Genomic DNA, 21,692 nt, shown 5'->3' on the forward strand with positions numbered 1-21,692 from the left:
GGGCGGAAGATCGTGCGCGCGTGTCCATTCCGTCGGAGCGATCACGTTTGCCCGGACCCGCAGCGGGCATCGCGGCAGCCGTGATCGGACATCCCCACCCGGCCCGGCGCCGCCGCGCGCCCCGCCGTGCGAAACTGACCGCGTGAGCGCGGACGACGCCGTCGAGCACGGCACCAAGCGAAAGCCAGGAAAGGCCCGTGACCGGGGCGAGGTGATCGGCGAGGGGTTCCTCTGGCTGGCCAAGTGGTCGCTGTGCCTGGTCGCGGTCGCCGCCGGGGCCTGGGTGCTCGGCAACATCATCGCCAAGCTGTGGGTCATCCTGCTGCCGGTGGCGATGGCGATCGTGGTGGCCACCGTGCTGTGGCCGCCCACCCGCTGGATGGTCAACCACGGGCTGCGCCCCGCGCTGGCCGCCACCCTCTCGCTGCTCGGCTTCATCGGCGCGCTGGCCGGGGTGATCGCGCTGATCGTCCCCTCGGTCGTCGACCAATCCCCCGACCTGGCCGACAAATCCACCGAGGGCGTCAACCAGGTGCGCGACTGGCTGCGCGGCCCGCCGCTGCGGGTCCGCGACGAACAGCTCGACTCGGCGGTCGATGCCATCGTGCAGCGGCTGCAATCCAGCGCCGAGCAGATCGCGGGCGGGGTCTTCACCGGCGTCACCACCGCCACCTCGGCGCTCATCGGCATCTTCCTGGTGCTGGTGCTGGTGTTCTTCTTCATCAAGGACGGGCCGCGGTTCCTGCCCTGGCTGCACCTGCTGCTCGGCAGCCGCAGCGGGCGCCACGTCGAAGAGGTGCTCAACCGGATGTGGGTCACGCTCGGCGGCTTCATCCGCACCCAGGCGCTGGTCAGCCTGATCGACGCCATCTTCATCGGCGCCGGGCTGGTGATCCTCGGCGTCCCGCTGGCCATGGTGCTCGCGGTGATCACCTTCATCGGCGGGTTCGTGCCGGTGGTCGGCGCCTTCGTCGCCGGGGCGCTGGCGGTACTCGTCGCGCTGGTCGGCAACGGCTTCACCACCGCGCTCATCGTGCTCGGCATCATCATCGCCGTGCAGCAGCTCGAGGGGAACGTGCTCCAGCCCGTGCTGCAGAGCCGCAGCATGAAGCTGCACGCGGTCGTGGTGCTGCTCGCGGTCACCGCGGGCGGGTCGCTGTACGGGATCGTCGGGGCGTTCCTCGCGGTGCCGGTCGCGGCGATCGTCGCCGTGGTGGTGCGCTACATCGGCGAGCAGATCGACGTCGTCACCGAACCGGCCCCCGAAGCCACCGACAACAACCCCTCCCGGGCCGGGAAACCGGACGACGCGGAAGACTCCGATGCCCCGGCCGGGGAGAAGAAGGGCGGCTGACCCCTCAGCGGATGTCGAGGTGCCAGCCCGCGGGCAGCCCCTCGACCCGGGCGGTGTCGCCGCGGGCGATGACGTGCACGCTCGCCCCGCCCAGGCGCAGATCGGTCAGCCGCACCTCGCCCCAGGCGGCGGGCAGCCGCGGGGTGAGCAGCAGGGTGCGGCGCGGCAGGTCGGGCTCCAGGCCGAGCAGGGCGCGGATCAGCAGCAGCGGCGCCGCGCTGGCCAGCGCCTGCGGCGCGCACGCCGCCGGATACGGGATCGGCGGGTCGAACCGCTCGCGCGGGAACCCGCAGAACAGCTCCGGCAGCCGCCCGCCGAAGCGCTCCGCGGCGTCGAGCAGCCCCGCCGCCAGCGACTCCGCCAGCTCCGCCGCCCCGCTCACGTGCCGGTAGCGGGCCAGCCCGGCCACCGCCAGCGCGGTGTCGTGCGGCCAGATCGAGCCGTTGTGGTAGCTCATCGGGTTGTAGGCGCCCATCCCGTCGGCCAGCGTGCGCAGCCCGAACCCGCTGTTCATGCCCGGGCCCGCCAGCCGGTCGATCAGCTCCTCGGCGCGCTCGTCGGCCACGATCCCGGTCCACAGGCACTGGGCGGCATTGCTGGTCAGCGCGTCGATCTGCTGCTTGTCGCCGTCCAGGCCGAGGGCGTACCAGCCGTGCTTGGGAATCCAGAACGCCTCGTCGAAGCGGGCCCGCAGCTCCTCGGCCGCGGCCAGCATCGCCGTCCCGGTGCGGGGATCGCCGAACGCCGCCGCCAGCTCCGCGCGCGCCAGGTACGCCGCGTACACGTACCCCTGCACCTCGGCCAGCGCGATCGACGGCCCCGCCGTGCGGCCCCTGGCGTCGGTGACCGCGTCGAAGCTGCCCTTCCAGCCCTGGTTCACCGGCCCCTGATCCGAGAGCCGCCGGTACTCCACGAAGCCGTCGCCGTCCCGGTCGCCGTACTCGGCGATCCAGCGCAGCGCCGCGTCCGCCGCGGGCAGCAGCGCCGCCACCTCCTCGTCCGGGGCGCCCCAGCGCCGCGCCTCGGCCAGCAGCACCACGAACAGCGGGGTGGAGTCCACCGAGCCGTAGGTGAGGGCATCGCGCCAGTCCCGGCCGCCGTGGCGCAGCTCGTGCATGATCCGGCCCGGCTGCTCCTCGGTGAAGGCATCCACCCGCGCGCCCTGGGTGGCGGCCAGCTCGCGCAGCGTGGACAGCGCCAGCCCGTGATCCAGCGGCAGCGTCATCCACGAGGTGAGCAGGCTGTCGCGGCCGAACAGCGTCATGAACCAGGGCGCGCCCGCCGCCACGTACCCCGCGCCCGCCGCCGAGTCGTCGATGCGCAGCGCGCCCAGATCGGTGTCGGCGCGGCGCAGCACCAGATCCAGCGCGGGCGCGCTCGCGGTGAGCGCGGTCGGGGTGGCGCGCCAGTGCCGGGCGGCGTGCTCGGCACAGCGGTCCACGCAGGTCACCTCCACCCGGCGATGCCCGCTGATCGGCTGCACCAGCAGCCGGGTCTCCCACTCGCCGTGCGCGGGCACCACCGCCTGCCAGCGCAGCTGGCCGGGCACGATCATCGGCGCCGCGCCCGCGGCGCGCACCGCGACCCCGTGCCCGGTGCCGCTCTGGTCGTGCAGCAGCAGCTCGTGCTCGGCCGGGGTCGCCTCCACCGGAAGCTGATGCGCGCGCCCCTGTTTCACCTCGAGCAGCCCGGCGAAGTCGGCGTCGGCGTACAGCACCAGCGCGACCGCGGTGTCCTCGTGGCCCAGGTTGCGCACCGTGATGGTCTCGGCCAGCCCCTCCCCGACCAGCCGGCGCCGCTCGACCAGCAGCGTGCTGTCGGCCAGCCCGGCGCGCGGCGGCACCCGCAGCACGAACCTGGCCTCGTCCGGCTCCGGCATGTCCAGCGCGAGCTGCTCGGCGGGGTGGCCGTCGACCAGCAGCTCCCAGCGCGAGAGCAGCCGGGTGTCGCGGTAGTAGAGCCCCGCCGCCGCGCCCGCGATGTCGCCGCGCGGATCCGAGGCGCAGAAGGTGGTGGCCTCCACCAGCGTCACCGTCTGCGGGCTGGTGTCGAAGGGCAGCTCGCTGCGGTGCGGCAGGGTCTGCGGCCCGGTCATGCGCCGCCACCCGCCGGGACCAGCGCGCGTCGGGCGAGCACCGCGCGGTAGGCGTGCTCGTAGCCGGCGGCGAGCCGCTCCACCCCGAAGCGGGTCTCGGCGGCGCGGCGGCAGTCGCGCGGGTCGAGCGCGGTCACCCGGTGCAGCGCGGCGGGCAGCTCGGCCGGGTCGTCGGCGATCATGCCGGTCACCCCGTGCGTGACGATCTCGGGCACCGCGCCCGCGCGCAGCGCCACCACCGGGGTGCCGCAGGCCAGCGCCTCGATCAGCACCATGCCGAACGGCTCCTCCCAGCGCACCGGGAACAGCAGGCAGCGCGCCCCGGCCAGCAGCTTGCGCTTGGCGGTGGCGTCGGCCTCACCGACCAGGGTGTCGTCCGGGCCGAGTAGCGGGCGCACGGTCTGCTCGAGGTAGCGGCGCTCCCCCGGCTCGCTGCACTTGGCCGCCAGCACCAGCGGCACCCCGGCCGCGTGCGCGGCGTGGATCGCCAGATCCGGGCCCTTGTCCGGGGAGAACCGGCCAAGGAACAGCGCGTAGCCGCCCTTGACCGGCTCGAACGGCCAGTCCGCTGGGCGCAGCGCGTTGTGCACCCGGGCCACCCAGTTCAGGTCGGGGGCGAGCGCGCGCTGCCGGTCGCTGATGGCGACCAGCCCGGCGCTGTCGCCGATCTCGCGGTAGTAGTCGGCCAGCTCGGAATCGACCGCGCCGTGCACGGTGATCACCGGCGGGATGCCGAGCCGGGCGAAGGCGGGGGCGTTCAGCGCGCCGGCGAAGGTGTGGTCGTGGATGACGTCGATCGGATCGGCGGCGTGCAGCGCCTCGATGGCGCGGCGCACCGCCAGCGCGTGCACCACCTCCGGGAACGGCTCGCCGAGCCGGGCCGCGGCCGGGGTGTCGGAGACCGCGACGAAGCGGGCGCTGGTGCCGGGGCGCCCGACCCCGAGCAGCGTCACCCGGTGCCCGCGCACCACCAGCGCGTCGGCCAGGTCGGCGAGCACCGCCTCCACCCCGCCGTAGCCGCTGGGCGGCACCTCGTAGTAGGGCGGGGCGACGAGCGCGATGTGCAGCCGGGAACCGCCCGCGGCCTCCGGCGGGCCGGGCGGGGTCAGCGGGATCGGCGAACCCCCGGCAGCCTGGCGTGTTCCGGACATCGTGCTCATCGGGCCTCCTCGTGCGGGGTTGCCGCCTGCGCGCGCGGCAAGGGAGCGATCGGACGTGATCGGTGGAGCGAGAAGGAGATATCGGGCGACACGGTAACCGCTGCGGTGCCCGCCCGGCCGGTATTGCGCCGTCGGCCCGCGAGTGTCGGCACGCACTCTGGTTACGGTTCGGCAACTACCCGGGTGGGTGACCGCGAAACAGCGGAACCGGAATTCGCGCACTGACCGGCCCGCACCGAAATCCCTCGCACGCAATCCTTTTCGCGGGGCCGCGCGACAACTGACAGCAGCTGCCCGCACAACGACCGTAGGATGCGCTACGGTACGAACGGCCACGACGACGTGACGGAAGGCGGCGCGCATGCAGTACCGTCCCTCGGCCCGGGAACTCCTCGACGACCTGGCCGAACTCCTCGGCGAGGTGCTGCTGCCCGCGCTCCCGCCCGAGCTGCGCCACCGCGCCAGGGTCGGCGCCAACCTGGCCCGCATCCTCGCCCGCGAGGCCGAGCTCGGCCCGGTCGCCGCCGACCGCGAGCGGCAGGCGCTGGCCGCCTTGCCCGCGGGCGACGAGCACGCCGAGTGGGCCGCCCTGGTCGAGATCGCCCGCGCCGACCTCGCCATCGCCAAACCCGGCTACGACGCCTGGACCCGCGCATGAGCGACCTCGCCGCCGGGCTCGCCGCGCACCTGGGCACCGCGCTCGGCGAACCCGCCACCGTCGATGCCCTGCAACCGCTCTCGGCGGGAGCCAGGCGCCGCAATATCGCCGTCGACGCCACCGTCGGCGGGCGGCGCCTCGCCCTGGTCGCCACCCTGGTCCCCGCCGGAATCCAGCTGCTGCCGGTCACCGCCGAGGCCGCCGTGCGCGAGCTGGCCCGCGCCGCCGGGGTCGCCGTGCCGGAGCTGGTGAGCGTCTGCCCCGACCCCGCCGTCGCCGGTGAGCCCTTCCTGCTCTCGGCCCGGATCGAGGGCGAGACCGTGCCGCGCCGGGTGCTGCGGCTGGTCGAGGCCGAGCGCAACGGCGACCGCGTCGCCGAACAGCTCGGCACCGCCATGGCCCGGCTGCACGCCGTCGACCCCGCGCTCGCCCCCGCCGAGCTCCCCGGCACCGCGGGCGAGAACCCCGCCGCGGCCGCGCTCGCCGAGGCCGAGAAGGGCGTCGCCGCGCTGCTCGCCGACCGCCCCGCCTTCGCCTTCGCGCTGCGCCGCCTCGCCCGTACCGTCCCCGCCCCGCCCCCGCGCCCCGCGCTGATCCACACCGACCTGCGCAACGGCAACCTGATCATCGGCCCCGACGGCATCCGCGCCGTCCTCGATTGGGAGGGCGCGCAGCGCTTCGGCGACCCCATGCGCGACGCCGCCTGGGCCGCGCTGCGCATGTGGCGCTTCGGCGCCGACGACCGCGAATTCGGCGGCTTCGCCGGCCGCGAACCCTTCGTCCGCGGCTACACCGAGGCAGGCGGCGACTTCGACCCCGACCGCTTCCGCTGGTGGAAGACGCTCGCCACGCTGGCCTGGGGCATCGGGCTGGCCGGGCAGGCCGCCGCGCACTCCGACGGCAGCGTCCGCGACATCGTGATGGCCGCCAGCGGGCGGCGCATCCCGGAGATCGAATGGGATCTGCTCATGCAGACCCGCCCGTCCTGACCGAGGAGCACCATGGATTTCGAGCTGCCCGCCGCGCTCACCGCCTACCTCGCCGAACTCGACGAGTTCATCGAGCGCGAGATCGTCCCGCTGCAACACGAGGGCGACAACAACCGCTTCTTCGACCACCGCCGCGAGGACGCCCGCACCGACTGGGAGCGCGGCGGGCTGCCCAACGCCGAGTGGGAGGCGCTGCTCGACGAGGCCCGCCGCCGCGCCGACGCCGCCGGGCACCTGCGCTACCCCTTCCCCGTCGAGCACGGCGGCCGCGGCGGCGGCAACCTCGACATGGCCGTCATCCGCGAGCACCTCGCCCGCAAGGGGCTCGGGCTGCACTGCGACCTGCAGAACGAGCACGCCGTCGTCGGCAACAACGTCGGGCTGCTGCTCATGCTCGAATACGGCACCGAGGCCCAGCAGGCCGAGTGGCTCGAGGACCTCGCCACCGGCGCCCGCGGCTTCGCCTTCGGCATCACCGAGCCCGACCACGGCTCCGACGCCACCCACATGGAGACCACCGCCGTCCGCGACGGCGACGACTGGGTCATCACCGGCGCCAAGACCTGGAACACCGGCATCCACCGCGCCGACACCGACCTGATCTTCGCCCGCACCTCCGGCGAACCCGGCGACGGCACCGGCATCACCGCCTTCCTGGTCCCGGTGAGCAGCCCCGGCTTCACCGTCGAGGAATTCCTCTGGACCTTCAACATGCCCACCGACCACGCCCGCATCTCCCTCGACGCCGTGCGCGTGCCGGACTCGGCGATCTTCGGCCGCGAGGGCCGCGGGCTCGCCGTCGTGCAGCACTTCTTCAACGAGAACCGGATCCGCCAGGCCGCCTCCAGCCTCGGCGCCGCCCAGTACTGCATCGACGAGGCCGTGGCCTACGCCAACGAGCGCCGCACCTTCGGCAAGCGGCTCTCCGCCAACCAGGCCGTCCAGTTCCCGCTGGTCGAGCTGCACACCCAGTGCGAGATGCTGCGCGCGCTCATCCACAAGACCGCCTGGACCATGGACCGTGACGGCGCCTTCACCGTCTCCGCCCAGGTCTCCATGTGCAACTACTGGGCCAACCGGCTCTGCTGCGAAGCCGCCGACCGCGCCATGCAGGTGCACGGCGGGCTCGGCTACTCCCGGCACAAGCCCTTCGAGCACATCTACCGCCACCACCGCCGCTACCGCATCACCGAGGGCGCCGAGGAGATCCAGATGCGCCGGGTCGCCGGGTACCTCTTCGGCTTCATGAAGCAGCAGGCGCCCAAGGGGGTTTAGTAGTTCAGGCTTGACTTATATAAGTTCTTCCTGAAATATCGGGTCGTGCACGCGTTCGATGTTCTCGGTGACCCGGTGCGCCGGCGGCTGCTCGAGCTGCTGGCCGGCGGGGAACGCTCGGCCGGCGAGCTGGCCGAGCGGGTGCGGGCGGAGTTCGGGATCAGCCAGCCCGCCGTCTCCCAGCACCTCAAGGTGCTGCGGGACAACGGCTTCGCCTCCGTCCGCGCCGACGGCACCCGGCGGCTCTACGCCGTCGAGCCGGAGCCGCTGCGCGAGGTGGACCGCTGGATCGGCCACTTCCGGCACTTCTGGGCCGGCCGGCTCCTGGCCCTCGACACCGAGATCGCCCGCGGCAAACGAATCCGGCGAACCGAGGAGGAACCACCCCATGACCGATGACCAGGTCACCGCACCCGTCGACGTCGACCGCCAGCTGCACGAGGTGCGGCGCGGCGTCACCATCGGCGCGCACGAAACCGGTGCGGCCGCCGTGCCCACCATCGTCGAGCTCAGCGAGGTGTACGCGACCACCGTCGATGACCTGTGGGACGCCTGCACCACCCCCGAGCGGCTGCCCCGCTGGTTCGCGCCGGTCACCGGCGAGCTGCGGCTCGGCGGGCGCTTCCAGGTCGAGGGCAACGCGGGCGGGGTGGTCGAGCAGTGCGAGCCGCCGCACTCGTTCCGCATCACCTGGGAGTTCGGCGGCGCCGTCACCTGGGTCGACGTCGCGCTCGAGGCCGCGGGCGCCGACGCCGCCCGGCTCACCCTGCGGCACTCCGGCGACACCCCGGCCGAGATGTGGGACCAGTTCGGCCCCGGCGCGGTCGGGCTCGGCTGGGACCTCGCGCTGCTCGGCATGGCCTCGCACCTGGCCGGGCACGACCTGCCGCCCGAGGCCACGCAGTGGGAGCAGAGCGACGAGGCCAAGCGGTTCATCCGCGAAGCCGCCGCGGCCTGGGGGCGGGCCGCCGTCGCCGGCGGGTCGCCGGAGCAGGCCGCGCTCGAGGCCGCCGAGCGGACCAAGGCGTTCTACCTCGGGGAGGGGCCGGGCGCGGCAGGCTGAGGCCCGCGCGCCGTCGCGGCTTTTGCCGAGCCGGCGTCCGGCTCGACGCGGCTGCGCGCGCCGAAGCAGGTGTCGGCGACGGCAGCGCTGACGGGGCGGTGGCTTCGGCAACGGCAGCGCAAACCGGGGCGGTGTCAGCGGCGACGGCAGCGCATGCCGGGGCGGTGTCAGCGGCGGTTGCGGCGCCAGAGCGCGGCCGAGAGCACGGTGGCGAAGGCGCACCAGGCCGGGTAGGCGACCAGGGCGCGGCCGCGCCGGTCCGCCGCCGCCACCCGGCGGGTCAGGTCCGCGCTGCTCGCGGTGAGCGCGGCCGCGGTCAGGGTGGCGGCGCCGAGGCGGTGCCCGCGGAAGAAGACCCAGCTCCAGCCCGCGTTCAGCACCAGGTTCGCGGCCAGCGCGCGCTGCACCCGCTCGGCATAGCGCTCGTCGGGGGCGTTCTCCAGCGCCAGCGCCGAGGTGACCGCCAGATCGGCGTACAGCAGCGTCCACGCCACCGGGAAGGCGGCGGGCGGCGGCTGGAACCGCGGTTTGCACAGCTGCCGGTACCAGGCGCTGCCCGGCGTGGTCGCCGCCGAGCCGACCACCGCCGCGGTCGCCACCCCCAGCGTGGTCCTGGCCAGCGCGTCGGTCGCCGGCCACCGGCTCGGCTGCTTCTTCTCGTGCGCGATCGTGGCCACCTCGCTCCTTCCGGTCGTCCTGTGCGTCGCGTACCCGGAGATCGAATGCAGCAAACTGCGAGCGATCGCCGAGTGCGTAGATGCCCGGTTGATCAAGGTCAGCGGCCCGTGCGGCGGCATCCGCGGGCGGGAAGCGCCTCGCCTGCGGGGATCGGTGCGCCGCGCGCACCGGCGACCCCGTATCCACTGCCACCCGGATCTACGGCGCCGCTACGGTGACCGCCCCTATCCGGAGGCGTGGTCCCGGAATATGTGGCGGGAGTACCGGTTCGGAGTGCTGACCCCGCCGGTGCGGAACACCACGGTCCCGCCACGGTGCCGCCCTTGCGCCGCCGAATTGCCGCCACGCCGGGCGGAGGCACTGGAAAGGTCGCCGGTAGGGCATCGTATTCTATTGAGGCACTGAGCCGTTCGACTTTTTCCCGTCCAGGGGGCGCGAGATGATCGTAATCGCGCAGGACAGCACGTTCTCCGGTCCCGAGAAGCTTGTCCGGCGATGGTTCGAGAGCTGGCACGGCCCCGATCGGGGGCTCGGCGGCCTCGCCGTCTTCGGCTGCAAGCTTCCCGGCGTGGCCGGAGGGCCCGGCCGCCGGGCCGATGTCCTGGTGTGGACACCCGGGCACTGCACCGTCGTCGAGATCGCCGGGCTGCGGCGCAGCCAGTCCGGGGTGCTCGACACCGCGGATCGGTGGCGGATCGGCTCCGCACCCGCCGACCTCGACCTCCCCGTCGCCAGCCTCACCCCCGACGTGCGCGCGGCGCAGACCGCCACCGGGTTGCGAGCGCGACTGAAGCGGGCCGGATTGCCCGACCTCGTCGGCGAACTCGCCGTTCTGGTGACCGCGCCCGGCTCGGCCGTGAGCCACCCCGAGCCGCTCGAGCCGACCGGCGTCGTCGTCGCCGGAAGCGCGGACCACGACGCCGTCGAGCGCTACTTCCGGCGGCAGGACGGGGCGCGCTGGGACGTCGCCACGCTCACCGCCGCCTTCACCGAACTCGAACTCGCCGAGTTGCTGCCGCCCGTCGAGGCGCTCGTGCGAGAGGGGTTCGCCGCGGCAGGGGAGATTTCGGCGGCGGAGGTGGCGGCGCAGGGGGCTGTCACGCCGGCCGCCGGGCCGGCGTCGGGAGGGGGCGGGGTCGCCCCTCCCGGCACGGGCACGGGTGAGGTCGAGGCCGTTCCGAGCGCGGTCGCAGACGCCCCGGGTGAGGGCTTCACCGCCCCGAGCGGAAGCGCGGCCACCTCGAGCGGAGGCGCGGCCACTCGAAGCGGGCTCGCGGCGGCGCCGAGCGAGGGTATGGTCGCGCCTGCTGGGGAGCATGGGGCTGCGCTGCCCGTCGACATCGATACCGGTGATCGGCCATCGGAACCGGGCCGGGTCATACCCGCCGCAGCCGGTACTCGGTCGTCGGAACCGCACCGGGGTGGACCCGCCGCAACGGGTACGTCGCCCGACGGACCGGATCCCGCGGGCGTGCCCGTCGACCCGGTCGCGCGGGCGGGAGCCGATGCATCGGACCGGACGCTCGCGGATGACGCCCGCGAGCCGGCACCCGCCGACGAGGAGCTCGAGCCGGACGACCCGCGGCGCACGGGAAGCCCGGCACCGGAGCGGGTCCCGGCCATGGCCGCTGCCGCGCGCAGCCGACCGCCGTGGCTCGCGCCGATCCCGCCGCTTCCGGAGCGGCCACGTCGCGTCGCCGCACGGAAGGCGGAGCCGAGCGCCATCACCGAGGTGGATACGCCGCGCCCCGGCGCGCGCGCCGCGCAGTCCGTGCCCGGCCGCGCCGACTCCGGGGTGCTCGCCGCCGAGCGGGCCGAGAACGCGCCGGTCGAACAACCCGTGTGGGCCGGAACTCGAAACGCCGCTCCGGCGCAGACCTTGCGGCCGGAGCCCGCGGCTGGATCCGCGCAGGCGGAAAGCGACCAAGCCGCATCAACGCCTCGGTCCCCGATCGCCGGCGCTGCATCAGCACTCCGCTCGCCCGCCGCAGCTCGGGACGACGTCGCGTCACCGCCACGCATGGGCACAGCTGCCCCGCCGCGGGCGGACGCCGGATACCCGCCGCGAGCAAGCAGCGACAACGCACTGCGAGCGGACTCCGCGTCCGCACCCCGAGCGGCCAGCGAGAACGCCCTGCGCCAACCACCCGCATCCCCCTGGGCGCCCCCCTCGGCTCAACCGAGATCCCGCGGCGTCCGCCTCACCCGAACCCCGTCCCCCCAACCCCCGCACCCCACTCAAAACCCCCGCCCCACCCCTCCCCCAGCCGAACAACGCCCACCCCGCCGCCTCGAATACAGCGCCGACCCGCAACCCCTGCGCCCCCGCGCCCACTACTCCCCACCCCCCTCGCGCGGCGAGAAACTGCGCGCCGCCTTCGACACGGAATCCTGGCCCCGCTTCCAGGTCGGCGGCACCGCCGTGCTGCTCACCCTCGCCGCACTGGTCGCCGTGTTCTTCGTCGTCGTCCACGTGGCGAGAGAGAACCGGCCCGCCCTCGCCGACTACGCGGCGATGTGCGACAAGCCGCAGCCCTTCACCGGCGCGGCCGAGCCGAAACCGGGCCCGGTCGGGGTGTACGCGGCGGGCGACCTGAACGCCGTGAGCCCGCCCGGCGACCCCGCCCTGCCCCGCGCCGCCCGCCCCGAGGACGTCCAGTGGGTGGCCTGCGCGACCCGCACCGGCGTCGGCGCGCCGGTCGCGAACTGCCGCTACCCGGACGGCTCCGAACTGGCCCTGATCGCGGGCCGCTACCGGCTCACCGTCTACGAGGCCCGGACCGGGCGCACCGTGTCGAGCGCCGACGTGCCCGGCGACTGGTTCGCCCCCGGCACCATCCCCATCGGCGACCCCTGCGCGGCCGCCGCGGGCGCCGCCCCGGACCAGCCGGGACAGCGGTTCGGCAGACCCGCACCCGACCAGCTGCGCCAGTTCCTCAGCGACGCGGCGCGATCGCGCGGTCTCCCGTCCTGACCCCGTCGGCCCCGGCGGCGGCCCGATCCGCGGCCCGCACCTGCCGGGTGAAGACCGCGCCGAACTCGCGCGCCGAGTAGGGGTCCTGGCCGGTGATCAGCTCCCGGTCGACCACCACCTTGCTGCCCATCGGCAGCCGGGTCTGCTCCACCTCGGCGCCGAGCTCGCGCAGCAGCCGCGCCGGGTCCGGCTCGAACAGCCTGCCGGGGAAGCGCCGCGCCACCGGGACCGTCTGCAGCATGGTGTCCACCACGGTCTTGAAGCAGGTCATGCGGTAGCCGGAGTAGAGCCAGCGGCCGTCCTCCTCGGGTGCCGCCGCCAGCGCGGCGGGGGCGTGGCAGATGAGCCCGGTCGGCTTGCCCGCACCGTGGAAGTGCGCGAGCAGCGCGCCGAAGTCCTCGTTGTGCGCGGCCCCGGTGTGCGCGTCGCGGTAGAGCAGGTCCACCAGCGGGGCGTGCCCGCCGGGCACGAAGAGGCCGTCGTACTGGTCGACGGTGTGCAGCTTCTCCAGCGGGATCGGGGTGCCGAGCCCGGCGTCGAGCAGCCGCGCGAAGGTCGCGAAGGCGGCATCGCGCTTGGCCCGGGAGAAGCCGAAGTAGGCCAGGCTGGCCGAGGTGCCGTCCAGTGTCGGCACCCGCCCGCCCGGCGTCGCGAAGGACAGCCGCACCCCGGCCGCCCGCAGCGCCGTCGCCGGTTCCACCAGTTCGCCCAGGTAGACGCCGGTCGGGGCGTCACCACCGCCCTGCAGCGGCAACCGGTCGGCGGCGGAGACGACGACGAGCACGTGACGGGGCATGGCGGATCCTCTCGACGGCGGGCTTTCCCCGGGGGGCTACCCCGTCGCACCGCCCCGACGCAGCCCCGCCTCGCTACGCTCACCCGGTGACCGCCGCACCCGACCCCGCCCTGCCCGCCCCGCGGGACGCCGTGGCGCACGCGGTGCGCGCCGACATCCTCGCCGGGCGGCTCGCCCCCGGCGACCGGCTGCGCGAAACCGACCTCGCCGAGCGCTTCGGGGTCTCCCGGATCCCGATCCGCGAGGCGCTCTCCCAGCTGCAGAACGAGGGGTTCGTGACCCTGGTGCGGTACCGCGGCGCCACCGTCTCGGTGCCGTCGGGCACCGCGGCCAGGGAGCTGGTGCAGGTGCGGCGCGGGCTCGAGGTGCTGGCCGCGCAGCTGGCGGCGCGCAGGCGCGGCGGCGAGGTCGCGGCCGAGCTCGCCCGGGTGGTGGAGCTGGGCCGCGACCTCAGCCACTCCGCGGCCGCGCGCGCCGACCTGCCGCCGCTGGTCCTCCGCTTCCACGAACTGGTGGCCGAGGCCTCCGGCAACAGCCAGCTGCGCCAGCTGCTCGAGCAACTGCTGGGCCGGGTGTCGTGGCTGTTCGGCACCCGCCTCGACACCCGCAGCGAGGAGTCCTGGAGCGACCACGCCGCCATCGCGCGCGCCATCCTCTCCGGCTCGCCGGTGCAGGCCGGCTTCCTCATGGACGAGCACATCGCCAAGGACGAAGCACTGCTCGACGAACTCGACGACTAAATTTTGTATACAAACACGCCGAAAACATCGCACCGCCCACGGTGAGTTAACGCGATTCACACGAGGGGCAATCGGGCGGAAACAGAACTTGTATACAAAAGCGGGGTAGCTCAGCAGAACCCGGAGGTCCCCGTGTCCGTACTCGCCCCGGCGGAATCCCCGCCCGCCACCACCCTGCCCTGGTGGCGCACCGTGCTCTTCGGCATGCAGCACGTGCTCGTCATGTACACCGGCTGCGTGGCGGTGCCGCTGGTCTTCGGCGCCGCGCTCGGGCTCGACCGCTCGGTCATCGCGGCGCTGGTCAATGCCGACCTGCTGGTCGCGGGGATCATCACCGTGGTGCAGGCGGCGGGCATCGGCAAGGTCCTCGGCGCCAGGATGCCGGTGGTCGCGGGCGCCTCGTTCACCGCCGTCACCCCGATGATCCTGATCGGCCAGGAGTACGGGCTCTCCGCCGTCTACGGCTCGATGATCGCCGCCGGCGTCTTCGGCGTGCTGGTCGCGGTGCCGTTCTCCCGGTTGCAGCGCTTCTTCCCGCCCGCGGTGCGCGGCGCCGCCATCGCCATGATCGGCCTCTCGCTCATCGGCAAGGCCGTCACCATGACCTTCGGCACCGAACCGGCGGGCGGCGCCAGGCTGCTCGTCGCCGCCGGGGTGATCCTGCTGATCCTGGCGCTCATGCGCTACGGCCGCGGGCTGCTCGCCCAGTCTGCGGTGCTGGTCGCGCTGGTGCTCGGCACCATCGCCGCCGCGGCGCTCTCGCTCACCGACTTCTCCGCGGTCGGGGCCGCGGGCTGGCTCGGGCTGCCCGACCTGTTCCCCTTCGGCGCGCCGACCTTCCCCATCGCGGGCATCGTCTCGATGTGCCTGGTGATGGTGGTGATCTTCACCGAATCCACCGCCTACCTGCTGGCCACCGCCGAGCACACCGGGCAGCCCGCCACCCCGGCGGTGATCGGGCGCGGCCTCGCCGCCGACGGCCTCTCCGCCGTGCTGGCGGGCGTGCTCACCTCGTTCCCGGACACCATCTTCGCGCAGAACGTCAGCCTGGTCCGGATGACCGGGGTCGCCGCCCGCAGCGCCGTGGTGGTGGCCGGTGGATTGCTGGTCGTGCTCGGGCTGGTGCCCAAGATGGGCGAGGTGGTGGCGAGCCTGCCCGGGCCGGTGATCGGCGCGGTCAGCCTGGTCATGTTCGCCACCGTCGCCGGGGTCGGCATCGCCACCCTCGCCAGGGTCGACTACGCGCGCACCGACAACCTGCTCATCGTCTCGCTGGCCATGGGCGCGGGCATGATCCCGATCGTCGCGCCCGAGCTCTACGACGGCGTCCCCGCCGCGCTGAAGGTGATCGTGGGCGGCGCCATCACCAGCACCGTCCTCGTCGCCTTCACCCTGAACCTGATCTTCCACCACCTCACCCGCGCCCCGAAGGAGCTGCCCGCATGACCGGCATCGCCCTGCTCACCATCCCCACCGCGGGCCCGGACGACCTCACCCCGCTCACCGCGCTCGACCCCGCCGGGCTGGCCGTCGCCGACGTGCTCGCCGTGATCGGCAAGACCGAGGGCAACGGCTGCGTCAACGACTTCAGCCGCACCCTCGCCGCCGCCGTCTGGGAGCCGCGGCTGCCCGGCGCGATCACCGTCTTCTCCGGCGGCACCGAGGGGGTGCTCAGCCCGCACGTCAACCTGATCGTCCGGGACCGGCGCGCACACCCCGGGCACGACCGCGGGCTGGTCGCCGCCGCCGGACGCACCCGGCGCCTCGACCCCGCCGAGATCGGGCGCCCCGCCCAGCTCGGCGCCGTCGCCGAGACGGTCGGCAAGCTCGTCGCCGAACTCGGCGCCGACCCCGCCGACGTGCACCTGGTCCTGGTGAAGTGCCCGCTGCTCACCTCCGAGCGGATCGCCCTGGTGCGCGCGGCAGGCGCCGAACCGGTCGCCGCCGACACCTACGCCTCCATGGGACACTCGCGCGCGGCCGCCGCACTCGGCGTCGCCGTCGCGCTCGGCGACTGCGACACCGGCACCGCCGAAGCCGCGCTCGCCGGGCACGCCGAGGTCGACTCCGCACGCGCCTCCACCAGCGCGGGCGCCGAACTCGAGGACTGCCACGTGCTGGTCCTCGCCGAGAGCGCCCGCGCGGCCAACCCGCTGCGCGCGCTGCACGGGCGGATGCGCGACGCCATCGACATCGCCACCGTGCGCGGGCTGCTCGACGAGGTCGCCGCGCGCGGCGGCACCGTGCGCCAGATCTTCGCCAAGGCCGACGCCGATCCCTCGGGGGCCGTGCGCGGGCTGCGGCACACCATGCTCACCGACTCCGACCTGCCCGCCACCCGGCACGCCCGCGCCGCCGTCGGCGGGCTGCTGGCCGCGCTCAAAGGCGACGGGGCCGTGTACGTCTCGGGTGGGGCCGAGCATCAGGGGCCGCCCGGCGGCGGCAGTATCACCGTGGTGTTCGAGGTGCCCGGCGCGTGAGGGTCGTGCTGGTGCACGGCACCGCCACCGACGGGCGGGTGTGGGCCGGGGTTTCTGCCGCGCTCGGTGATCGATACGAGGTCGAGTGCCCGACCCGGCCGCAGTCCGGCGATCTCGACACCGAGATCGGATTCCTGGCGCCGCGCTGCGCCGGGGCGGTCGTGGTGGGGGTGAGCGGGGGTGCCACGCTCGGGCTCGAGCTGGCCGCGCGCGGCGTTCCGTTCTCCGCCGCGGTGCTGCACGAACCGGCCGCCGGGTCGCTCGTGCCCGGGCTGCTCGGGTCGGTCGCGGCCGCCTTCGCCGAGGGCGGGACCGGCGCCTTCGCCCGGGCGCTCTACGGGGAGTCCTGGCACGAGGGGCGCACCACCGCCGACCCCGCCACCATCGCCGCCGAGCTGCGCATGTTCCGCGCCTTCGAACCCCGCCCGCTGCCCGGCGGGGTCGCCGCACGGGTTCTGCTGACCGTCGGCGCCGGCTCGCCGGAGCCGCGCCACCGGGCGAACGCCGCCCTCACCGGCTTACTCGGGGTGCGCAGCCGGGTCGTGCCCGGCGCGCACGCCCTGCACCTCGACCACCCGGCGGCCCTCGCCGAACTCGTCCGGGAGGTAGCCGGGCCGTAGCGAGGCGGCTTCGCGCGTCCGGGAAGCCGCCGGCCGAAGCGTCCACCGTCCCCAGCGTGATCAGCGGCGAATGCCGGCTTCGCTGCCGCCCCGGCTCGTGTCGGGCACGCGCTTTTCACTCCGCGAGCCGGTGTCGCCACGGATCTACGCGACGTCGCGGCCGGCGTACCGCTCCGCGACGGCCGCGAACGCCGCTTTCGGCTCCCAGCTCATGTCGGGGTAGGTGACGCCGCGGCGGCCCTCCAGGACCTTGACGATGCCGAGGCTGGCTCGATCGAGGTCGTCGCGAGGATCACCGTCGGTGCGGTGCGGGTGGCTGTGCAGCGCGAACAGGAACACGAAGGCGCTGTCGACGCCTTCGCTGTCGAAGATCTCCAGGAGCTCGCTCAGGTACGCGGCCTGCCCGGCCTCGTCCCTGGCGTAGTCGCCGTTCAACCGGACCGCGGCGCCGGTGGCGTCGTATTCGACGATCTCGTTGCTGCGCGGTGCCACGTCGGCCGCGCCCCGCCAGGTGGCCGTGCCGAAACCGGTGACCGCCACCGGTTTCCCCTGAGCGACGAGCGTTTTCACGCCATCGCGGAATTGATCGGCCACCTCGGCGGAGCGGATGAGCTCCATCGACACGATGTCGAACGGTGTCCAGTCGATCCGCTCGAACGGCACGGCGCAGTAGGTGAGTTTGCCGCCGAAGTGCTCGCGGACGACGGAAACGGCCCGGGCGAGGAAGCCGTCGAGGCGAGCGATGAGCTCGCCGACGCGCTCGGGGCGGGCGTACGGGTCACCGAGCAAGGACTCGATCCGCTCCCAGACGGTGCCACCGGGCAGGAACTCCGGGTTCATCAGGCTCAACTCGACGCCGGTGACGAACACGACTTCGGCGCCCGTCAGCCGGAGCCGCTCGGCCCGCCGCGCGCAGTCCGCGAACAGGGTCAGGATCTCTGCGTTCGTCAGTTCCAGGGGGTACGGCGAGAACCACACCTCCAGCCCGAGCTCGGCGGCGCACCGGGCCGCCAGCTCCAGCCGGTCGGCATCGCCGCCGACGATCTGAACGGCGTTGCAGTGCAAATCATCTCGGATGATGGCCAGCTCCCGCCGGACGATCTCCGGGTCGAATTCCCGGCGTGACGCCCGGCCCTTCGAGAAGAAACCGGTGTCGTACGTCATCCCCTTGCCGCGCATCTGCGTGGTCCTTTCTGTCGACCGGGGTGGGCCGACGCCACGCTAGCGGCAGAACATGCGTGCACGCAATATTTCGTGTACGCATATTTTTGTGACACTATCGAGGCGTGACCACGAGACCGCCGGGACTGCGCGAGCGCAAGAAGCAGGCGACACACGAGGCACTGCGGGACGCAGCGCTGCGGCTGGCCCTGGAACGCGGACCGGACAATGTGCGGGTCGAGGACATCGCCGAGGCGGCCGGTGTCTCACCACGGACCTACAACAACTACTTCCCCAGCCGCGAGCAGGCGATCGTCGCCGCCGTCACCGCCGACCGGGAGGCGCGGGTCGCCGCGGCGGTAGCGGCCCGCCCCCCGGAGGTTCGCCTCGCCGACGCCGTCGTCGAGGCGATCGTCGCGCACTACGCCGACCCGGGTGAACACCGGCGCGACGCCCTGCTGCTGATCACCGCGCACCCCGCGCTGCGGGAGGCGTTCCTCGGCACCACCGGCACGATCTCGAAACCCCTCGCCGCCGTGATCGCCGAGCGTTCCGGTGCCGACGACGATTTCACCGCCCCCGTGCTCGCGGCCGGCGTGGCGGCTGCGATCCGGGTCGCACTCGAACACTGGCTACAGCCGCCGACCGGCACCGCCGGCCTCGTCGTCGTCTCCGTATCGCTGCCCGAGCTGCTCCGCGCCGCACTCGCGCCGCTGGCACCGGCACTCGACGCGGCAACCGGACACCCCACCGGCCCGGCTTCTCCCCGCCCGGCACTTCCATGAGCAGTTACACCGTCTCCACGTGAAATCCGGCCTTCGACAGCACCGCCTCGACGAGCACCCGCACCGTCTCCCGCCCGGCGACCAACTCCGCGGCAGCGGCACGGATCCGTTCGACTCCTCCACACCCCGATCCCGCCAGGGGGGATTCACCCGTTTCGGGTGATCCGTCGCGGTGGTGGGGGCGTGAGGGTCGGGGTGGGTGTCTCGTCGTGGACAGGAGTGGGTCGTGAGTGTGGTTCCCGAGCAGGATTCGCTGGATTTCGCCGACGCCGAACGGGGCTTAATCGCCGGCTTGGAGCCGCGGGCGGTCACGACGGCCGATGGGCGCCCGGTGTGGGATACCGCCGCCTTCGACTACCTCGACGGGGACTGCCCGCCCACGGTGAACCCGAGCCTGTGGCGCCAGACCCGGTTGTGCGCGAAGGAGGGGCTCTTCGAGGTCGTCGAGGGGGTCTACCAGATCCGCGGGATCGACCTGTCGAACATGTCGCTGCTGGAGACCGATTCCGGAGTGCTGGTGGTCGACCCGCTGGTCTCGGCCGAGACCGCGGCCGCCGGGCTGGCGCTCTACCGCGCTCACCGCGGCGACCGCCCGGTGACCGGGGTCCTCTACACCCATTCGCACTTCGACCACTTCGGCGGCGTGCTCGGCGTGCTCGACCCCGGTTTGGAGGTGCCGATCCTGGCGCCGGAGGGTTTCATGGAGCACGCGGTCTCGGAGAACGTCTACGCCGGCACGGCGATGCTGCGCCGCAGCGCCTACTACGGCGGGGTCAACCTCGACAGGGGCCCGCGCGGGCTGGTCGGGATGGGGCTCGGCCTGACCGCCTCCACCGGAACACCCGGCCTGCTCGCCCCCACCCGCCACATCACCGCCACCGGGCAGGAAGAAGTCGTCGACGGGTTGCGGCTGGTGTTCCAGCTGACCCCGGGCACCGAAGCGCCCTCGGAGATGAACTTCCTGCTCCCGGACCGGCGCGCCCTGTGCATGGCCGAGAACGCCACCCACACCATGCACAACCTGCTGACCCTGCGCGGCGCCGAGGTCCGCGACGCCCGCGTCTGGTCGCGCTACCTCAACGAAGCCCTGCAGGAGTTCGCCCCGCGCGCCGAGGTCGTCTTCGCCTCCCACCACTGGCCCACCTGGGGCAGCGAGCGCATCACCGCGTTCCTCACCGCCCAGCGCGACCTGTACGCCTACCTGCACGACCAGACCCTGCGCCTGCTCAACCAGGGATACACCGGCCCCGAGATCGCCGAACAGCTCACCCTGCCCCCCGAACTCGAAAGCACCTGGTCGGTGCGCGGCTACTACGGATCGCTCTCCCACAACGTCAAAGCCATCTCCCAGCGCTACCTCGGCTGGTACGACGGCAACCCCTCGAGCCTGTGGCCGCACCCGCCCCGAGCGACCGGGCAGCGGTACGTGCAACTGCTCGGTGGCATCGACACCGTGATCGCGCGCGGGCGTGAGTTCGCCGACGCCGGAGACCTGCGCTTCGCCGCGCAGCTGCTCCAGCACGCGGTCTTCGCCGACCCCGACCACCTCGACGCCCGCGAAGCCCTGGCCGCGGTCTACGAACAGCTCGGCTTCGGCGCCGAGAACGGCACCTGGCGCAACTGCTACCTCGCCGGTGCCCAGGAACTGCGCGGCGGCATCCCCCCGATGCTCATGGACGTCGGCTCCAGCATGGCCACCGCGCTGAGCATCGATCAGCTCTTCGACTCCCTCGCCGTCCGCGTCGACGGCACCCGCGCCGCCGCGACCACCGCGGTCATCGACTGGGCCTTCACCGACCTGAACATCACCCACCGCACCCAGCTCTCCCACGGCGCCCTCATCCACTGGGACCTGCCCCGATCCCCCGCTGCCGAAGCCGACGCCGCCTACACCCTGACCAAACCCCAGCTGCTCGCCCTGCTCGCAGGCCACCCCGCCGAAACCCTGACTCGCACCGGCGACCCCGACGCGCTGACCCGACTGCTCGGCGTTCTCGACCGGCCCGACCCGGCCTTCCCGATCGTCACCCCCCGCACCGGCACCTGACCACGGCCCGGGCGCGGCACCAGCAGCGGGTCGGGCGGGAACCGTCCTCCGAGCGGAGTCGGAGCCAACGCCTCGAAGAGTGCCGCGGCGGGTCAGAGCAGGGCGGTGAGCCCGCGCACGGTGAACAACACCCCGAACCCGGTCAGTACGGCGATGCTCAGCGCTCGGTCGTGGGCCAGCATCCAATCCTTCGCCCGCTCCAGCGCATTCCGCGCGGCCGGCCCCGCGGCCAGGAACACCGCGATCGGTACCGCGAAATCCAGCGCGGCAGCGACCAGCAGAGCCACCGCGCCGAGGGCCGCGGCACCGGCGCCGGCGTCGGAGCTGGCAATGATCGTCATCCCGGCCATCATGATCGCCAGGTTCGGGTTCAGTATCGCCAGCGCGAGCCCGGCCACGAACGCCCGCCGCACGGTGGCCGATTCCAGCTCCTCGATCCACCGCGGCTCGCCCTCCCGCGGCCGGCGCCGCCGCGCCGCCAGCAATCCGGCCGCGGCCAGGAAACCCACCCCGACCACCAGCCCGGCGATATGGGCGACGGTCTGGGTGGTCGCTGCGGGCCCGCCCGCGCCCGCGAGCAGCGCGGTCACCGCGACCTGGGCGTAAACCAGAACGAACGCGGCCCCGAACGCCAGCGCCGCCCGAACCCCGCGCCGCGACAGCAACAACAACACACAGCCCGCGATCGCACCCGGAGTGACGACCAGCCCGATCAACTCGGGGATCAGGCTCACCAGCAACCCGCCCACCACGACCTCCTCGCCGCCACCCCATCCCGGACGTAACCGCCCGCACCCACGATCACCGCCGCGAGCGG

The 21,692-nt window shown here is 73.7% G+C and carries 19 protein-coding genes; 13 read left to right on the forward strand and 6 right to left on the reverse strand.

What is annotated here, in order from left to right:
* The first annotated feature begins 142 nt into the window (after window positions 1–142).
* Entirely contained in the window at window positions 143–1,354 is a 1,212-nt protein-coding gene (locus AB0H71_RS03665) for an AI-2E family transporter (RefSeq protein WP_357014495.1), read from the forward strand.
* A gap of 4 nt (window positions 1,355–1,358) precedes the next feature.
* On the opposite strand, the gene AB0H71_RS03670 is transcribed toward AB0H71_RS03665, so the two are convergent.
* Together AB0H71_RS03670 and AB0H71_RS03675 are read right to left on the reverse strand one after the other, a co-directional pair.
* Window positions 1,359–3,449 (reverse strand): glycogen debranching N-terminal domain-containing protein, encoded by a 2,091-nt coding sequence (locus AB0H71_RS03670; protein ID WP_357014497.1) that lies wholly within the window; start codon window positions 3,447–3,449, stop codon window positions 1,359–1,361.
* Window positions 3,446–4,600 (reverse strand): glycosyltransferase family 4 protein, encoded by a 1,155-nt coding sequence (locus tag AB0H71_RS03675; protein ID WP_357016136.1) that lies wholly within the window; start codon window positions 4,598–4,600, stop codon window positions 3,446–3,448. The genes AB0H71_RS03670 and AB0H71_RS03675 overlap by 4 nt, the downstream gene beginning before the upstream one ends.
* A gap of 370 nt (window positions 4,601–4,970) precedes the next feature.
* On the opposite strand from AB0H71_RS03675, the gene AB0H71_RS03680 reads away from it, so the two are divergent.
* The 5 genes from AB0H71_RS03680 to AB0H71_RS03700 are packed head-to-tail and all read left to right on the forward strand — an operon-like array spanning window position 4,971 to window position 8,594.
* Window positions 4,971–5,267: a DUF6285 domain-containing protein gene (locus tag AB0H71_RS03680; protein WP_357014498.1), complete on the forward strand. Its 297-nt coding sequence runs from the start codon at window positions 4,971–4,973 to the stop codon at window positions 5,265–5,267.
* On the forward strand, window positions 5,264–6,256 hold the full coding sequence (locus tag AB0H71_RS03685; RefSeq protein WP_357014500.1) for a phosphotransferase family protein: 993 nt from the start codon (window positions 5,264–5,266) through the stop codon (window positions 6,254–6,256). Before AB0H71_RS03680 ends, AB0H71_RS03685 begins: the two co-directional genes overlap by 4 nt.
* Before the next feature lie 12 nt (window positions 6,257–6,268).
* Complete coding sequence (locus AB0H71_RS03690; protein ID WP_357014502.1) at window positions 6,269–7,531, forward strand: acyl-CoA dehydrogenase family protein; 1,263 nt, start codon at window positions 6,269–6,271, stop codon at window positions 7,529–7,531.
* A 45-nt stretch (window positions 7,532–7,576) separates the two neighbouring features.
* Entirely contained in the window at window positions 7,577–7,930 is a 354-nt protein-coding gene (locus AB0H71_RS03695; RefSeq protein WP_357014504.1) for a metalloregulator ArsR/SmtB family transcription factor, read from the forward strand.
* Entirely contained in the window at window positions 7,920–8,594 is a 675-nt protein-coding gene (locus tag AB0H71_RS03700; protein WP_357014505.1) for an SRPBCC domain-containing protein, read from the forward strand. The genes AB0H71_RS03695 and AB0H71_RS03700 overlap by 11 nt, the downstream gene beginning before the upstream one ends.
* Before the next feature lie 167 nt (window positions 8,595–8,761).
* Here the strand turns inward: AB0H71_RS03700 and AB0H71_RS03705 are convergent, their stop codons facing one another.
* Complete coding sequence (locus AB0H71_RS03705) at window positions 8,762–9,214, reverse strand: TspO/MBR family protein (RefSeq protein WP_357016138.1); 453 nt, start codon at window positions 9,212–9,214, stop codon at window positions 8,762–8,764.
* 497 nt (window positions 9,215–9,711) lie between these two features.
* Between AB0H71_RS03705 and AB0H71_RS03710 the strand changes: the two genes are divergently transcribed.
* Window positions 9,712–12,246: a hypothetical protein gene (locus tag AB0H71_RS03710; RefSeq protein ID WP_357014507.1), complete on the forward strand. Its 2,535-nt coding sequence runs from the start codon at window positions 9,712–9,714 to the stop codon at window positions 12,244–12,246.
* Here the strand turns inward: AB0H71_RS03710 and AB0H71_RS03715 are convergent.
* The gene (locus AB0H71_RS03715) at window positions 12,209–13,042 is read right to left on the reverse strand and encodes a type 1 glutamine amidotransferase domain-containing protein (protein ID WP_357014508.1); all 834 of its coding nucleotides are present in this window, start codon (window positions 13,040–13,042) and stop codon (window positions 12,209–12,211) included. The genes AB0H71_RS03710 and AB0H71_RS03715 overlap by 38 nt on opposite strands.
* Before the next feature lie 86 nt (window positions 13,043–13,128).
* Between AB0H71_RS03715 and AB0H71_RS03720 the strand changes: the two genes are divergently transcribed.
* The 4 genes from AB0H71_RS03720 to AB0H71_RS03735 all read left to right on the forward strand — a co-directional run bounded on the left by AB0H71_RS03720 (window position 13,129) and on the right by AB0H71_RS03735 (window position 16,882).
* Complete coding sequence (locus tag AB0H71_RS03720) at window positions 13,129–13,782, forward strand: GntR family transcriptional regulator (protein WP_357014509.1); 654 nt, start codon at window positions 13,129–13,131, stop codon at window positions 13,780–13,782.
* Window positions 13,783–13,914: 132 nt separating this feature from the next.
* Window positions 13,915–15,228 carry a nucleobase:cation symporter-2 family protein gene (locus AB0H71_RS03725; protein ID WP_357014511.1) on the forward strand — a complete coding sequence of 438 codons (1,314 nt, stop codon included), beginning with the start codon at window positions 13,915–13,917 and terminating at the stop codon, window positions 15,226–15,228.
* Window positions 15,225–16,262 carry a ring-opening amidohydrolase gene (locus AB0H71_RS03730; RefSeq protein ID WP_357014513.1) on the forward strand — a complete coding sequence of 346 codons (1,038 nt, stop codon included), beginning with the start codon at window positions 15,225–15,227 and terminating at the stop codon, window positions 16,260–16,262. The genes AB0H71_RS03725 and AB0H71_RS03730 overlap by 4 nt, the downstream gene beginning before the upstream one ends.
* The gene (locus tag AB0H71_RS03735) at window positions 16,259–16,882 is read left to right on the forward strand and encodes an alpha/beta fold hydrolase (protein WP_357014515.1); all 624 of its coding nucleotides are present in this window, start codon (window positions 16,259–16,261) and stop codon (window positions 16,880–16,882) included. Before AB0H71_RS03730 ends, AB0H71_RS03735 begins: the two co-directional genes overlap by 4 nt.
* Before the next feature lie 144 nt (window positions 16,883–17,026).
* Here AB0H71_RS03735 and AB0H71_RS03740 read toward each other — a convergent pair whose 3' ends face one another.
* Entirely contained in the window at window positions 17,027–18,061 is a 1,035-nt protein-coding gene (locus AB0H71_RS03740; protein ID WP_357014517.1) for a hypothetical protein, read from the reverse strand.
* Window positions 18,062–18,168: 107 nt separating this feature from the next.
* Here AB0H71_RS03740 and AB0H71_RS03745 point away from each other — a divergent pair, with 107 nt between their 5' ends.
* Window positions 18,169–18,828 carry a TetR/AcrR family transcriptional regulator gene (locus tag AB0H71_RS03745; RefSeq protein ID WP_357014518.1) on the forward strand — a complete coding sequence of 220 codons (660 nt, stop codon included), beginning with the start codon at window positions 18,169–18,171 and terminating at the stop codon, window positions 18,826–18,828.
* Window positions 18,829–19,060: 232 nt separating this feature from the next.
* On the forward strand, window positions 19,061–20,875 hold the full coding sequence (locus tag AB0H71_RS03750; protein WP_357016141.1) for an alkyl sulfatase dimerization domain-containing protein: 1,815 nt from the start codon (window positions 19,061–19,063) through the stop codon (window positions 20,873–20,875).
* Window positions 20,876–20,967: 92 nt separating this feature from the next.
* Here the strand turns inward: AB0H71_RS03750 and AB0H71_RS03755 are convergent, their stop codons facing one another.
* The gene (locus AB0H71_RS03755) at window positions 20,968–21,624 is read right to left on the reverse strand and encodes a GAP family protein (protein ID WP_357014519.1); all 657 of its coding nucleotides are present in this window, start codon (window positions 21,622–21,624) and stop codon (window positions 20,968–20,970) included.
* Between the last annotated feature and the right edge of the window lie 68 nt (window positions 21,625–21,692).

The sequence above is a fragment of the Nocardia sp. NPDC050697 genome (assembly GCF_040654395.1).
In the GTDB taxonomy this organism is placed as follows: Bacteria; Actinomycetota; Actinomycetes; order Mycobacteriales; family Mycobacteriaceae; genus Nocardia.